Annotated in this window: 10 protein-coding genes; 7 read left to right on the top strand and 3 right to left on the bottom strand. The window is 42.1% G+C overall.

Translation table 11 applies throughout. From position 1 onward, the window contains the following. The first annotated feature begins 312 nt into the window (after positions 1–312). Complete coding sequence (locus LVD17_RS02670; protein ID WP_233764591.1) at positions 313–1,761, top strand: right-handed parallel beta-helix repeat-containing protein; 1,449 nt, start codon at positions 313–315, stop codon at positions 1,759–1,761. A gap of 339 nt (positions 1,762–2,100) precedes the next feature. After that, complete coding sequence (locus LVD17_RS02665; protein WP_233764589.1) at positions 2,101–3,537, top strand: right-handed parallel beta-helix repeat-containing protein; 1,437 nt, start codon at positions 2,101–2,103, stop codon at positions 3,535–3,537. 38 nt (positions 3,538–3,575) lie between these two features. On the opposite strand, the gene LVD17_RS02660 is transcribed toward LVD17_RS02665, so the two are convergent. Further along, entirely contained in the window at positions 3,576–3,974 is a 399-nt protein-coding gene (locus tag LVD17_RS02660; RefSeq protein WP_233764587.1) for an acyl-CoA thioesterase, read from the bottom strand. 103 nt (positions 3,975–4,077) lie between these two features. After that, positions 4,078–5,544 carry a S1C family serine protease gene (locus LVD17_RS02655; RefSeq protein WP_306415977.1) on the bottom strand — a complete coding sequence of 489 codons (1,467 nt, stop codon included), beginning with the start codon at positions 5,542–5,544 and terminating at the stop codon, positions 4,078–4,080. Positions 5,545–5,720: 176 nt separating this feature from the next. On the opposite strand from LVD17_RS02655, the gene LVD17_RS02650 reads away from it, so the two are divergent. From LVD17_RS02650 to rseP, 4 genes are read left to right on the top strand one after another with little or no spacing between them, the layout of a single operon-like run. Next, positions 5,721–7,217: a GH3 auxin-responsive promoter family protein gene (locus tag LVD17_RS02650; protein WP_233764586.1), complete on the top strand. Its 1,497-nt coding sequence runs from the start codon at positions 5,721–5,723 to the stop codon at positions 7,215–7,217. Between the two features lie 5 nt (positions 7,218–7,222). After that, positions 7,223–7,984, top strand: a complete 762-nt coding sequence (locus tag LVD17_RS02645; RefSeq protein WP_233764585.1) for a hypothetical protein — start codon at positions 7,223–7,225, stop codon at positions 7,982–7,984. Positions 7,985–7,987: 3 nt separating this feature from the next. Then, the gene (locus LVD17_RS02640; protein ID WP_233764584.1) at positions 7,988–9,151 is read left to right on the top strand and encodes a 1-deoxy-D-xylulose-5-phosphate reductoisomerase; all 1,164 of its coding nucleotides are present in this window, start codon (positions 7,988–7,990) and stop codon (positions 9,149–9,151) included. Continuing rightward, positions 9,151–10,497 carry an RIP metalloprotease RseP gene (gene rseP, locus LVD17_RS02635; protein ID WP_233764583.1) on the top strand — a complete coding sequence of 449 codons (1,347 nt, stop codon included), beginning with the start codon at positions 9,151–9,153 and terminating at the stop codon, positions 10,495–10,497. The genes LVD17_RS02640 and rseP overlap by 1 nt, the downstream gene beginning before the upstream one ends. 272 nt (positions 10,498–10,769) lie before the next feature. Here rseP and LVD17_RS02630 read toward each other — a convergent pair whose 3' ends face one another. Then, positions 10,770–12,752 carry an OmpA family protein gene (locus LVD17_RS02630; RefSeq protein ID WP_233764582.1) on the bottom strand — a complete coding sequence of 661 codons (1,983 nt, stop codon included), beginning with the start codon at positions 12,750–12,752 and terminating at the stop codon, positions 10,770–10,772. A 205-nt stretch (positions 12,753–12,957) separates the two neighbouring features. On the opposite strand from LVD17_RS02630, the gene lon reads away from it, so the two are divergent. Continuing rightward, positions 12,958–15,426 (top strand): endopeptidase La, encoded by a 2,469-nt coding sequence (gene lon / locus LVD17_RS02625; RefSeq protein WP_233764581.1) that lies wholly within the window; start codon positions 12,958–12,960, stop codon positions 15,424–15,426. Positions 15,427–15,441: the final 15 nt, after the last annotated feature.

The raw sequence follows: 15,441 nt of genomic DNA, 5'->3' as shown, positions 1-15,441 counted from the left end.
AGATACTAATTGAAACTTGCATTATAGCCAATGGCTAATGTTTAAAAATAAGAATTATAATCCCTTGTTCATCCATCCGTCGATGCAGCAAACAATTCCTCTGTTATATCTTCTGTTAATCGATAACCCGACACTTACTCCGCACTTACTGTTACCGCTCAATGTTTGGGATACTGTAGAATTTTTTATGTCCTCTTTAGATCAATTGAGAAGGGAAGTAGGGCGAGCAAATTATTTTTTAAACTAAATTATTTTTAAAACATGTCTGATTTTTTTGTTTCCATGACTAAGTCATGGTTAACCCGGCTTTTTATGTTTTGTTTCATCATTATTGTTTTTATTGGCTGTACGGAAGATGAACTTCTGGCAGACTCATCCCTGGCTGGCGAAAATGCACCTGAGGAGGCAGCGGTCTTCCAGGCTGGGGAAGTAGCAGGTTGTACCGATTCTCGGGCTATTAATTCAGGTGGGGCCTCCTATGACAACAACACGTGCCAGTACACACCCACTTCGTGTGCTGATTGCGACTATGTGGTTCGGGCTGGCGATAAGGTAATTGACAATGCCTGGATCGGCTTACCTCCGGGATCTACTATTGGTATAAAAAGCGGCGGCCGTGAACCTGTCATCTTCAGAAATTTTCATGGCACTGCTGATCAGCCATTTATCTTTATTAATTGCGACGGGCCTGTTAAGATCACCGGAGATCTGCCAGGGATAAAACTTCATAACAGCAGCCATATCCGGCTCACCGGTACAGGCTCTACCGATGATTATGGGATCGTGGTGGCTGGCACAAGACCTTTTGGCGTGGTTGCCGAGCTGGGCACCACTGATTTTGAGATTGATCACCTTGAGGTAAAAGGTACCAGGAGTGCCGGCATCGCTGCCCGTACCAGGCCGGTATGCGATGGCAGCACAAACAGAGGTACTTTCATACAGCGGAATACAATTATTCATCATAACTACATTCATGATGTGGCAGACGAAGCCATGTATATAGGAGGGTCTCACTGGCATACCAGTTTCCCTGCCATAAGTGAGTGTTCCGGAAAAATTTTATATGAGCCTGAGCTCGAAGGAGTCCGCATCTATAACAACCGTGTGGAAAATACCGGCCGAGACGGTATTCAGGTCGGAAGTGCCACCAAAGACTGTCAGATTTACAACAATCAAATCATAAACTATGGCTTGCAAAACATTACAATTCACCAGTCAGGAATCCAGATAAACCCGGGTACGACAGGGGAAGTGTACAATAATTTTATCAAAGGAGGCACTGGCAGGGCTATTTTTATCAATGGATATGATAACCAGGTTTATAATAACCTTATTTTAGATTGCTCCAAAGATGCCATACAAATCGGTGACAGAAATCCACCGGCAGGTATGAGTTATCGGATTGTAAACAATACCCTTGTAAATATAGACGGTTACGGTGTTAAGATGAACTCAAAGCTCAGCGTGGATAATGTGTTCTACAATAATGTACTCATCAATACCTCCGGAGACATTTATAAATTCGATAATAACATGGATTTTGATGTAAGCAACAACTTTTTAGGTAATGGTATAGAAGAGGCTGTATTTGAAAATCCTCAAAATCTTGATTTTTCGCCGGTAGAAGGTAGCCCAATATTTGATGGCGGCTTAGGTATGGAGCAAATAGACAATATCAACATCACCAGCGATTACTTGTTTCAACTCAGGAAATCAGGAGAGCAGGTAGATATAGGTGCGTTTGAGAAACAGGTAGATTAAAACGTTGTAATTCAGAAAGTAGTAAGTGCTGCTGTTAGTCGATGTATGAAGTACCTGTTTTTGTACTGAGGTTAATAGCAGCTTACTATTTTAAAATAACTAGAATATTGCCAAAGTTGTACTTAAAAAATATTATAATTTACGAAATTTGTTATAAATTGTATTATTGTTTCAATCTTAGTCGGAATTCATAAAATATTCTTTAGCTGATCCGTTAGTTATCCCGGGTAGAAAATCAGGATTACAGAATTAAAATTGAATTAAAGCCTTTGCTCCCCAAATCAAAGGGTAAGAGAAAACGGAAAATAAAAGAGATACAGGCGAAACCAACAAAATCTAATGAAAAACATTGTCCCGCTACTTACTTTACTTATCATCATCACGGCTTGTGGTTCAGATGAAAATGTTGATGTCACGCGTTACGAGTTGCTGCCTAAAACCGGTGTTTTGGCCAACTGTACAGATGTTCTGGCTTCCAATAAATCTGCTGGATTTTCTTTCGATAACAATTCCTGCCAATATTCGTCCAAGGCATGTGCTGACTGCGACTTTATTGTGGAAGCTGACATGCAGATAATTGATAACAATGACCTGAAGCTGCCCCAGGGTGCTGTAATTGGTATCCGCGCTGGCAGACGAAACTCGCTGATCTTCAGAAATTTTTATGGTACTGCTGACAAACCGTACATCATAACAAATTGCGATGGACAGGTAGATATAGCGGATAATGTACCTGCAATAAAATTGCATACTCTGAGTCACGTGCGTTTGACCGGCACCGGGTCTACTGATGACTATGGAATAAAAGTTTCCCAGGGAAGCCCATTTGGCATTGTAGCCGAACTGGCGGCCACTAATTTCGAAATAGACCACGTTGAGATCACTAATGTAGCCGGTCCGGCAATTTCAGCACGAACCAGGCCGGTATGTGATGGAAGCACCAACCGGGGCACCTTCACTCAAAAAAATACCGTCGTACATCATAACTATATTCACGACGTTGAGGGAGAGGGATTCTACATAGGAGGCTCACACTGGCATACCAATTTCCCTCCGATAGCAGACTGCCCGAGCCTTGTTTTGCTTGAGCCTCAGCTTGAAGGTGTCAAGGTTTATAATAACATTGTTGAAAATGTTGGGCAGGATGGTATTCAGGTTGGTGGAGCAGTGCTCGGGTGTGAGATTTATAACAACGTAGTGATAAACTACGGACTCAAAAATATCCAGGTGCATCAATCCGGGATCCAGATCAATCCTGGTACTACCGGCAGTATATTTAGCAACCTGATCAAAGGAGGTACAGGAAGTGCCATATTTATCAATGGTTTTGCCAATAAGGTATTTAGCAATGTAATTGTGGATTGTGCCAGAGATGGAGTACACATCGGAGACAGAGAACCTCCGGCTGGTAAAAGTTATGTGGTGGTCAACAATACCATGTATAACGTAGGCGAGTATGCCATCTACATGAATTCGAAGCTGAGCATAAACAATGTATTCAATAATAATTTACTGGTCAATATCACAGGTGGGCTTCACAATAAGCTAAATGACGAAATAAGCCTGAATATAGACAATAACCTTGAGCTGATGGATATAACCGAAGCCGACCTCGCAAACCCTGATCAGTATGACTTTTCGCCTACGGACAACAGCTCGCTGATCGATGCCGGAATTACCGTCAGCGACCCCAACGTCTTGGCTGATTATATGCTGAACAACCGGAAAGCCGGTCAGAGTATTGATATAGGTGCAGTTGAATACCAGAGAAACTGATATTTTGATAAGCCCGTGAGGCATCTTGCCTCACGAGGCTACTCAGAAAACAGCTTGTACATCTCAGCGGGCACCCTTACAGGTTTCAGAGATTCACCTTCCACCATGCACCATTCCGAGCGGGACTTTGCCAGAAGCTGGCCGTCCTTATAAAACTCCGCAAATCGCTCACACCTTACACCCTCAGTTTTCCCTATGAAGGTAGTTGCCTCTATCTTATCACCAATAAATGCCGGGCGTTTATATTCGATGAAGTGGTTCAGCGCTACCCATTTGTATCGCATTAGTTCCGGAGTGGCCCGTGCCTGCCAATGCCGGTGAGCAAGATGCTGGACCCATTCCAGGTAAGTTACATTATTAACATGCTTCAGATCATCGATATCATCTTCCTTTACAATGATCTCAGTTCTGAAGATTTCCGGTTCAAAAGCAGTCATAGGGAATTGGTTAAATATATTAATGTAAAATGGCTGCATCAAATTCCACATAACAAACAGAGATGGTTGATACAGCAGCCACTTTAAAATTTATGAGGTTACACTACCTAAGCTCAAACGAATAATACCCTCTGCGTCCCTGGCTGTTTACCCCTTCTATAATTACTCTTCCACGGATTTTTTCGAGGATCTCAACCAGCCTTTGCGGCGACTTAATAGGATTCCTGTTAATATCGGTAATAATGAAATCCTCAGTGATACCTATTCGCCTCACCAGGCCATTGCCTATATTAAATACCTTGACGCCGTAGTCAATACCGATAATATCCCGCTCTACTTTAGGTACCGCCTCAAACTGCGCACCCAGCGACTCTGATGTATATATTTCACGCTTAAGTACGGAGGTGGTTCCTTCACGGTTGGTGAGTGTCAGGTTTGCCTGCCGGGTATTATCACCCCTTTTGTAAGTAAAGGTTACCTTATCCCCCGGAGAGTGATAGCTAAGCTCTTCTTCAAACTGACTTTTGCTGTTTACAGGTGTGTCATTGATCTTTAAGATAATATCACCTTCTTTTAACCCTGCTTTTGCTGCTGCACCTTCATTTTGGACATAAGCCAGCAGTACGCCGTTGAATTCCCTGTTTACTGCAATGTCAAGCCTTTTTGCAATAGCCGCATCAAAATCAGTAGCTTCACCTCCAAAAAAGGCCTTTTGCACTTCGCCGTATTCAATGAGGTCGCCCACAATCTTCTTTACTATATCAATAGGTACAGCAAAACCATAACCGGCATACGAACCGGTACGTGAAAGTATAGCAGTATTTATGCCTACAAGCTGGCCCTGTCGGTTAACCAGCGCACCACCACTGTTGCCCGGATTAATTGCGGCATCGGTTTGTATAAAAGATTCTATAGGAAATTTTCCCTGCAATATATTGATCTCGCGGCCCTTGGCACTCACGATACCCGCAGTAACCGTAGAGGTGAGATTGAAGGGATTTCCAACAGCAATTACCCATTCACCGACATTCAGGTTTTTGGAGCTTCCTGTTGGTATAGCCGGTAAGTTTTGGGCATCAATCTTCAATACCGCCAGGTCAGTGGAAGGGTCAGTACCTATAAGCTCTGCATCATATATGCGCTTATGGTAGACTACTTCCAGCCGGTCAGCATTTTGCACCACATGGTTATTGGTGACAATGTAACCGTCTGCAGTAAATATAACTCCCGAACCACTGCTGATCTGCGTATGAGTGCCCGGATTTCTGTCAAAAAACCAGTCCATGTAACTGCGGCTATAACTGGTTTCGGAAATATTTTTAATATAAACCACACTCTCGGTACTGGTCCTGGAAGCTTCTACGAAGTCACTTTCCGGAAGCTCAGTCCTGGTGGAGATACCGCTGTACATGGTTGCATTGCTGTCGCTGGTATTGCTGGCCAGGTGTACGGCATGAGATGGAGGTGTTAGATCCTGGTTTTGCCCGGTTTTAAGCTGATCATAAGTAAAAGACCCGCCCAAACCAGCTATAAAGCTTACTGCTATTACATAAATAGTTTTACGCATCATATATATTTTTTTATATCCTTTACAAAAACTATGCTGCCCTTTTAAAACGAGACAAATTTTCAGGGGTTGTAAGTTTTTGCCAATTATAATAACTATTAAAATGACAAATAATTATCAAAGGAACACGACTAAAAAAGAAGTTAGTTCAATAGGGTGAGTTATGTATATTTGTGAGTATGGGATTCAGGTCAATATTAAGTAAGCCATTCGCTTCATATATCGTCGGTCAGCAAAAGAAATGGTCGGCAGAACCAGGAAAATATCAGGCAAAAATTTTCAACGAAATAATAGGCAAAGCCACCGGCACAGTATTCGGTAAGGATCATGCCTTCGGAGAAATAAACAGTCACGATGATTATAAAAAGCGGGTACCCATCCGTGATTATGAAGAACTGTCACCTTATGTGAAACAGATACTTGATGGCAAAGCAGATGTACTATGGCCCGGCAAACCCGAATACTTTTCAAAGACCTCCGGCACCACGTCAGGTGTTAAATATATTCCGATTACTAAAGAATCCCTTCCCAACCATATTAACAGTGCCAGAAATGCACTGCTTAGTTATGTGCATGAAACCGGTAAGTCCAGGTTCCTGGATGGTAAGCTCATCTTTCTTTCCGGTAGCCCGGAGTTAGGCCAAAAAGCAGGTGTCAATACAGGCAGGCTTTCAGGGATAGTGAATCACCACGTGCCAGGTTACCTAAGAACAAATCAACTGCCCAGTTATGAAACCAATTGTATTGAAGACTGGGAACAAAAGCTGGAAAAGATCATTGATGAAACCATAAATCAGGATATGACGCTGATCTCGGGCATTCCACCCTGGGTGCAGATGTACTTCGACCGGATTCAGGCAAGGACAGGGAAGAAAATAAAAGATGTATTCCCGAATTTCGATCTTTTCGTTTACGGAGGGGTCAACTTTGAACCTTACCGGGCCAAGCTTTTTGATTCCATTGGTCGCAAGGTGGACTCAGTAGAAACATACCCAGCCTCCGAAGGTTTTATTGCCTATCAGGATTCGCAAAAAGAAGAAGGACTGCTGCTGCTTTCAAACTCAGGCATCTTCTTCGAATTCATCCCGGCCGATGAATATTTCAATGAAAACCCTACCCGCCTGTCGATAGAGGAAGTAAAAACAGGAGTAAATTATGCCGTGATCATCAACAGCAACGCCGGCCTTTGGGGGTACTCCATAGGCGACACCGTAAAATTTGTGTCTACCAACCCGCACAGATTGCTGGTAACAGGCCGGATCAAGCATTTTATTTCGGCTTTTGGGGAGCACGTAATAGGTGAGGAGGTTGAAAAAGCCATGAAACATACTATTGCAAAGTTTTCCGAAACTGAAATTGTGGAGTTTACAGTAGCCCCACAGGTAACTCCGGACGAGGGATTACCTTTGCACGAATGGTACGTAGAGTTCTCTAATTCACCATCTGATTTGGCAGCCTTCGAAAAAGAGTTAAATTTGCAGCTTCAAAAATTAAATTCTTATTATGATGACCTTCAGACAGGCAACATACTCAGAAGCCTGAAGATCATTCAGTTGAAAAGAAACTCCTTTATAGAGTATATGAAATCACAAGGTAAGCTCGGCGGGCAAAACAAGGTGCCCAGACTGTCCAACGACAGGAAAATTGCCGATGAGTTGATGAAATACAAAGCTTAAGATCAATGGCACGTGTATCCTTAATCCTTATATTTTTTCTATTATGTTCCTGCGTTTTTGGGCAGCACAAAAGTTTCAATACAGAAGAAAGTATTTGGAGGAAGGGAGTGATAAAGCTCGAAGAGGGGCAGACAATTGAAGGTGAGATAAATTTTAATTTTGTCTCCGATGTATTGAAGGTAAGGCAATCAGAAGATGAGCCGGGGGAAATATTTAACCCCAATAAGGTATTATACTTTGAGCTTAATGAAGGTGATCAAAAAGCATTATTTTACTCTTTACCCTACGATTTTAATGAAGATGGTAGGTACAAACCGTCCTTTTTTGAGGTTATTTACCAAAATGGAAAGGACGTGTTGTTGTCCAGACATGATTTTAGGTATAAGGAAGATGATTTTGTTAACGATCCTGTATTGGGCTATACTCATGACACAAAGCAAGAAGACGTTTATCGGACGATTTACCTGGCCACTGGAGGTGAGGTTTTTCCAGTACTAAAGGGACGTGTCAAAGATTTTTGGTCTTTTATATTTGATAAGGGAATTGCATTGGGTTCGGATAAGTACGATGAAAATGTAAAGTACAGCGAGAGCAAAACCGAAAAGGAAAAGGTGAAGTACAAAAATATTCTTGAAGAAGATTTGGGTATGCTGTTCCCTGATGCCTATTATGACCTCAAAGAATTCATTAAAGAAAATAAAGTAGATATGGATAAAGTCGAAGGCTGGAAGTCCATTATTGATTATAAAAATCAACTGAATAAATAAACGTTGACGGAAATTATTAAAAAGAATATAGCCATACTTGGCTCAACAGGTTCAATAGGAACGCAGGCGTTGGAAGTAGTAGATGCTAACCCGGACCACTTTCAGATTGAAGTGCTGACAGCACAAAATAATTGTGACCTGTTAATATCACAGGCCCTGAAATACAAACCCAATGTGGTGGTAATAGGTAACGACAAGCACTATGATAAAGTAGTCGATGCATTGGATAAGCACGACATCAAGGTCTATGCAGGAGAGAATGCTCTGGCTTCTGTAGTCGAAATGGATACCATTGACCTGGTATTGACGGCATTAGTAGGTTATAGTGGCTTAAAACCTACTATAAGAGCTATAGAAGCGGGAAAAAATATTGCACTGGCCAATAAAGAAACACTGGTAGTAGCAGGAGAGCTGATCACTGGTATGGCCCGGGAAAAGGGAGTAAATATCTACCCGGTCGACTCTGAGCACTCAGCGATCTTTCAATGCATAGTGGGCGAGTTTCACAATCCGATTGAGAAGATCATCCTTACGGCCTCAGGTGGACCATTCCGCGGCATGTCGAAAGAGCAATTGGAGAAGGTTACAAAAGCACAGGCACTAAAACATCCTAATTGGGATATGGGTGCAAAGATTACGATAGACTCAGCCACCCTCATGAATAAGGGGCTTGAGGTGATCGAAGCCAAATGGCTTTTCGGACTTAAACCGGAGCAGGTTGATGTTGTCGTGCATCCGCAGTCCATTATTCACTCCATGGTGCAGTTTGAAGATGGCTCCATCAAGGCTCAAATGGGCTTGCCTGATATGAAGTTGCCTATCCAATATGCTATGGCTTACCCACAGCGATTGAAGTCTGATTTCCAGCGTTTTAACTTCGTAAATTACCCGGCCCTCACATTTGAACAACCTGATAAGAAAACTTTTCGTAATCTTGCACTAGCGTTTGAAGCTTTGGACAAAGGCGGTAACATGCCATGCGTACTCAATGCTGCTAACGAAATAGTGGTAGCGGAATTTTTAAAAGACAAGGTTGGTTTTCTTGAAATGTCCGACATAGTGGAACATTGTATGGAAAAAATTGCTTTTATAAATGCTCCTACATACGAGGATTACGTAAACACAGATAAAGAAACAAGAATCAGAGCTTTAGAACTTATAGATTAATGGAAGGATTAGTAATGACCGCTCAGATAATTCTGAGCTTATCAATTTTAGTAGGGCTTCATGAGATGGGACACCTGCTCGCCGCAAAGGCGTTTGGAATGAGGGTGGAACAGTTCTCTATAGGGTTTCCTCCTAAAATTTTCAGTTTTAAATATGGAGAAACGGAGTATGCGCTTAGTGCTATACCGCTGGGTGGATTTGTGAAAATTTCCGGAATGATAGATGAATCCATGGATACCGAGGCCATGAAACAGCCACCTCAGCCTTACGAATTCCGGTCAAAGCCGGCCTGGCAAAGGTTGATAGTTATGCTCGGAGGTATCATCGTCAATGTCATCACCGGTATAATTATTTTTATCTGCCTTACATATATTTATGGAGATACCTTTATTTCCAACGATGCTGTCAATGAACACGGGGGCATAGTGGCACTAGAAGTAGGTGAGGAGCTGGGCCTTCAAACAGGTGATAAGATCGTGAAAATTAACGGGAAAGAATTCGAAGATTTTTCTGAAACCGTTAACCCCAGTGTATTTATGGGTAGCGGATCCTACTATACGGTTGAGAGAAATGGTGAGCTTGTTGATATTCAGATTCCCGGTAACTTCATAGAAAAAATGAATGATAAGGAAGCAGCCGGAAAGTTCATTATGCCCAATGTACCTGCACTGGTTGGGGAAGTACAGAAGGGATCAATTGCCGACGAAATAGGGCTACAGGAATATGACAGGATCGTGGAGATCTCGGGCAGAAAAATAGAAAATCCGAGAGACATGTCTGAGGTGGTGAAAGGCTATAAGGAAGATACTATTTCACTGACTATCGAAAGAAACGGCGAGTTGTTGAGCTACAAACGCGATTTCAGAAATGATACCATCATCGGAATCGGGTTTACTTCACCAAAAGATATGTTTGCCAAAATAGAATATGGACTGGGAGAGTCTATCGGTAAAGGAACGGAAAGAGCCTTTGGGATTGTATTTCTACAGATCAAAGCTTTTGGCAAAATGTTTAGCGGTGAATTGTCAGTGCGTAAATCATTAGCAGGCCCTATTGGTATAGCCCAGGCTTATGGTGGAGACTGGCAGTGGGAGCGCTTCTGGAGGATGACAGGCCTGTTATCTATGGTGCTTGCATTTATGAACTTACTACCGATACCTGCATTGGATGGTGGACATGTCATGTTCCTGAGTTATGAAATAATATCAGGAAGAAAGCCATCTGACAGATTTTTAGAAAATGCACAAAAGATTGGAATGGCATTTCTTTTACTGCTGATGGTATTTATCATCTTCAATGATATATTCAAAATAGAATTTGTCAAGAACCTGTTTGGAATGAACTAAGCAGGACTTGAAGTATAAATATAAAGGATGGGGATCTCAGATTGAGGTCCCCATTTTTATTGGTAAGTTTTTAGTGCTTCGGTATCTGTCTTGTCAGGGTCCGATGAGTTTACCCATAGTGGAATATAACCTTATGAGACCGCAGATTTGAAGAAGACTTATGACTATTTTGCTTCAGGGATTGGTGTACAGGCCAGGTAAGTTTGCCAATTCCTAAAAGATCAGGTAAAATATGTATTAATGTAGGGGTGCTTTTTTTGCACCTGAGAGTTTTATTCATCCATCTTATCGCGGTAGATCTCAAACTCCACGCGGCGATTGAGCTTTTTGTCTTCCTCGGTCACTTCCTTTACGATAGGCTTGGAACTACCGTATCCCTTGGCAGTGATCCTTGCATCTTCAACACCTCCGAAGAAAACAAGGTACTCCTTGATGATATCCGCTCTGTCTTGAGATAGCTTTAAATTAAAATCTTCCCTGCCATCGGAATCGGTATGACCTGAAATGCGTAGGTTGAAGTTCGGGTTATCTAAAAGGAAGTCAGCCATTTTATCCAGGTCGCCATACATAGGCGTAGTCAGGGCTGCCTTACCTTCCTCGAATTCAAGGGATTCAAACTTCATCCTGCTGGAGATGGAAGAGGTTTTTTTGTGCAGTTGCATTTCTCCATCCAGGTAAAATAGTTCTTCAATCCTGAAAAACTCCTCACCCTGAATAATGAGAAGGTAGTTGTTATTGTTAATGAGGTCAAATTCGAATGAACCATCGGGACGCAGAAATTTCGGAGCTACCTCAATGCCGTTATCCAGGTCAATGATAGAAACAATTCCCTTAAAAGGCTTGCCGGTTTCCTCATCAGTCAAAGAACCTTCTACTTTGGTGGTAGCTCCGGGCTGGGCCTCCATAGGTACGGGAAATGAGTATAGGTCCAGATTGGCCATGTTATTTTCGACTGACCGGGCATAATATAAATCCTCGGCCTTGGAGTCGATAGTGAAATAAAACTCACTACCCGGCCCGTTAACCAGAGGGCCTATGTTTTTTGGCTCTATCCAATTGCCTGCGATGTAATATGATTTATAGATGTCAAACTCACCGAAGTTCAGGCTTTGGCCGTTGGAGCTGAAATATAATACATTTCGGACATGGTGATAAAACGGGCTTACTTCCGAATTCCGAGTGTTGATAATTGGCCCCATATTGACGGCCTTAGACCAGTTGCCATCCTGGCTTCGAGTGGTATAATAAAGGTCCGAAAGTCCAAATCCTCCAATCCTGTCCGAAGCAAAATATAGAGTGTCCTCATTATGCGATAATGACGGGTGAGAGTCCCAGGTTATGCTGTTTACATTTACACCAAGGTTTTTCACCTGGCCCCAGGTACTGTCCTGCTGAAGCACCGCAGTAAAAATATCACAATCACCATAGGAGTCCGGAGAATTACACCTCGCAAAGAATAGTGTTTTACCGTCTTTGCTAAGAGTAGCAGAACCCTCATTATACTGAGTATTCAATGCTTTAAATTCTTTTGTTTTATTCCATCCGCCAAAAGAATATTCAGTAAAGAAAAGGTCTTCGTCATAAACGGGATCAATACCGCGATGGTGAGAGTTCCTTTTAGAGGTAAAGATCAGCGTTTGATCATTAGCACTTAAGGTGGGTGCATAGTCAGAGAGTTCGGAGTTGACCAGCTCTCCCATATTCAAAAGCACACTTCTGGGCGGGCGGAGTGTGTCTACTTCCTTCCTGTAGTCAACCAGTTCGTAGTAATATTCAAGAGGGACATAATAATCCTTGTCGTTGATAGTAAGTGAGTCAAATTGAAGCTCTATTTTTCGTATGTCAATATCAGAGCGGTGATGCTTAAGCACAAGCTTGTAAAGCAGTTTGGCTTCGTCATAATCGCCATAAATCTCAGTAAGTTTGGCCAGTCTCCAGAGCCAGTAGGTATCGCGATAAAAGTTCATGATGCCGAAATTCTTCACATACGATCTCAGCATAGGGTATAGTGCTATCCAGCCCTTTTCAGTCTCAAGTTTTTTTATCTGCTTTAGCTTACTTTCATTATAGTAGTATGGTATTTTGTTAATATTAGGAAAATTAAACAGGTCGGAATTGCTGAAAGTGGTAATAGAATCATTTAAAGCCAAGACTCCGCCGGACTTTCGGGTCTTTCTTTTTTCCTGACTTATTGCCTCATTAGTCAGTATAATGACAAAGAAAAAGCAAAAAATCAATTTAATTGTTGTTTTCAAGGCCCTCCTGTTTTTCTTTGCAAGTATGCATTTTTCTGTGCAGTATGCCAGATATTAAAGATGTTATAAAAAAGTATTTTTTTCAAAAAGTAAGCCAAAAGAGTTTGGCACACCTATTGACCCTTAATACTACCAACCTAAAAGTTAACGATTTAAACGATAAATGTGTCAGTTTGACATGTTTTATGACTATAAGAACGTAAATATGTTTCATAAATTATTTTTGTCTGATTTAGTGCAGGAGGATTCCGAAGGTCTTATTCAACTGATTAATCCCGAGGAGGAGGGAGAGAATCCGCCGGAAGATATCCCTGAGGATGTTCCTATATTACCAATCAGAAATACCGTTTTGTTTCCGGGAGTTGTAATACCTATAACTGTAGGTAGACAGAAATCCATCAAACTTGTGAAGAAAGCCTACCAGGGCGACCGCTACATAGGTGTAATTGCTCAGAAGAATGTACAAACGGAAGATCCCAATAAAGAGGATATCTATAGTGTAGGTACAATTGCCCGTATTATTAAAATGCTGGTATTGCCCGATGGAAACACCACAATTATCATCCAGGGGAAAAGCAGGTTCGAAATTGATTCGATCCTTAAGGAAGAGCCGTATATTACTGCTAAGGTGAAGTTATTGAAGAGTGACTTTCCCAAGGGCAATAAAAAAGAAATCAAAGCCATCATTCAGTCGTTAAAGGATGCCGCTTCAAAAATACTAAAACTTAACCCTGAAATACCCCAGGAGGCGCAAATGGCCCTTGATAATATTCAGGATCTCGGGTTTCTTACCCATTTTCTTTCATCTAACCTTAATGCAGAGGTTGCCGATAAGCAAAGGCTTTTGGAAATCAACGATGGCATCAGGCGGGCAACACTACTGCTTGAATACATGCTAAAGGAGATCCAGCTATTAGAACTGAAGCATGACATACAAAAGAAAGTACACACTGATATAGATCAGCAGCAAAGAGACTATTATCTCAGGCAGCAGATCAAGGTCATGCAGGATGAGCTGGGCTTTGACGGGCCGGACCAGGAAGTAGAGGAGCTGAGAATTAAGGGAGAAAAGAAAAACTGGCCTGATGAAGTAGCCAGGCATTTTAACAAAGAGCTGGATAAAATCCTCAGAATGAACCCTGCAGCAGCGGAGTATCCCGTAGCTATGAACTATGTGGAATTGCTATTGGAGCTGCCCTGGCATGAATATACTAAGGATAACTTCGACCTGAAAAGAGCCAGGAAGATTCTGGACAAAGATCACTTTGGAATGGAAAAGGTCAAGGAGCGTATTATTGAGTACCTGGCCGTCCTTAAGCTCAAACAAGATATGAAGGGCCCCATCTTATGCCTTTATGGCCCTCCGGGAGTAGGTAAGACTTCATTGGGGCGTTCTATTGCCAAGGCTTTGAAAAGAAAGTATGTCAGAATGTCACTGGGGGGTGTCCATGATGAAGCAGAAATAAGAGGGCACAGAAAGACTTATGTAGGTGCGCTGCCCGGTAAGCTGATCCAGAACATCAAAAAAGCCAAGTCTTCTAATCCGGTATTTATACTTGATGAAATTGACAAGGTTAGCTCTGACTTCCGTGGAGATCCTGCGTCTGCTCTGCTTGAAGTGCTTGATCCTGAGCAAAACAGCACCTTTGCAGATAACTACCTCGAACTTGAATATGATTTGTCGAAGGTACTTTTTATTGCAACAGCCAACTCATTGGAAACCATCCATCCTGCATTACGGGATAGAATGGAGATCATTGAAATATCAGGATATACCCAGGAAGAGAAAGTGGAAATTGCTAAAAAACACCTTATACCCAAGCAGAAAAAAGAACATGGACTGAAAAGCGCTGATGTAACCTTTCATAAAAAGGCCATTGAAAAGGTGATTGACGGATACACCAGAGAGTCCGGTGTGAGGAATCTTGAACGAAAGCTTGGATCCGTGATTCGTCATGTTGCCAAGTCCATTGCCATGGAGGAGGAGTTCAACCAAACAATTACTGCTGATGAGGTTGTAAATATTATGGGTGCCGAGATCTTCGATAAAGAGCTGTATCAAGGCAATGAAATAGCCGGGGTGGTTACCGGGCTTGCCTGGACGCAGGTAGGAGGTGAGATACTGTTTATAGAATCGAGTCTGAGTAAAGGGAAAGGAAAGCTGACGTTATCCGGACAGTTGGGCGATGTGATGAAGGAATCAGCCATGGCGGCGATTTCGTATCTCAAAGCTAATGCTGAAAGGCTGAATATAGATCATCGCGCCTTTGACCAGTATGACCTGCACGTACATGTTCCTGCCGGAGCTGTTCCCAAAGACGGCCCTTCTGCGGGTATCACCATGTTCACTTCACTGGCTTCTATCTACACACAGCGCAAGGTAAGAGAGAAACTGGCTATGACCGGGGAGATTACACTGAGAGGTAAAGTACTGCCGGTAGGCGGAATTAAAGAGAAAATTCTTGCTGCAAAAAGGGCTGGAATTAAAGAAATTATACTTTCTGAGAGAAATAAGCGAGATATTAGCGAAATTGACGAAAGATATATAAAAGATTTGAATATAAACTACGTTGATACTGTCGATGAAGTACTTAAAGTGGCACTTTTAAAAGACAAAGTGAAAAACCCCATGAAATTTACTTTTGCGGATACAACGGTCAGTAGCAATAACTAGAGCCGGAAATATTTG

This window comes from Fulvivirga ulvae (assembly GCF_021389975.1).
GTDB classification, from domain to species: Bacteria; Bacteroidota; Bacteroidia; order Cytophagales; family Cyclobacteriaceae; genus Fulvivirga; species Fulvivirga ulvae.
This window is presented reverse-complemented; position numbering and strand designations above follow the sequence as displayed.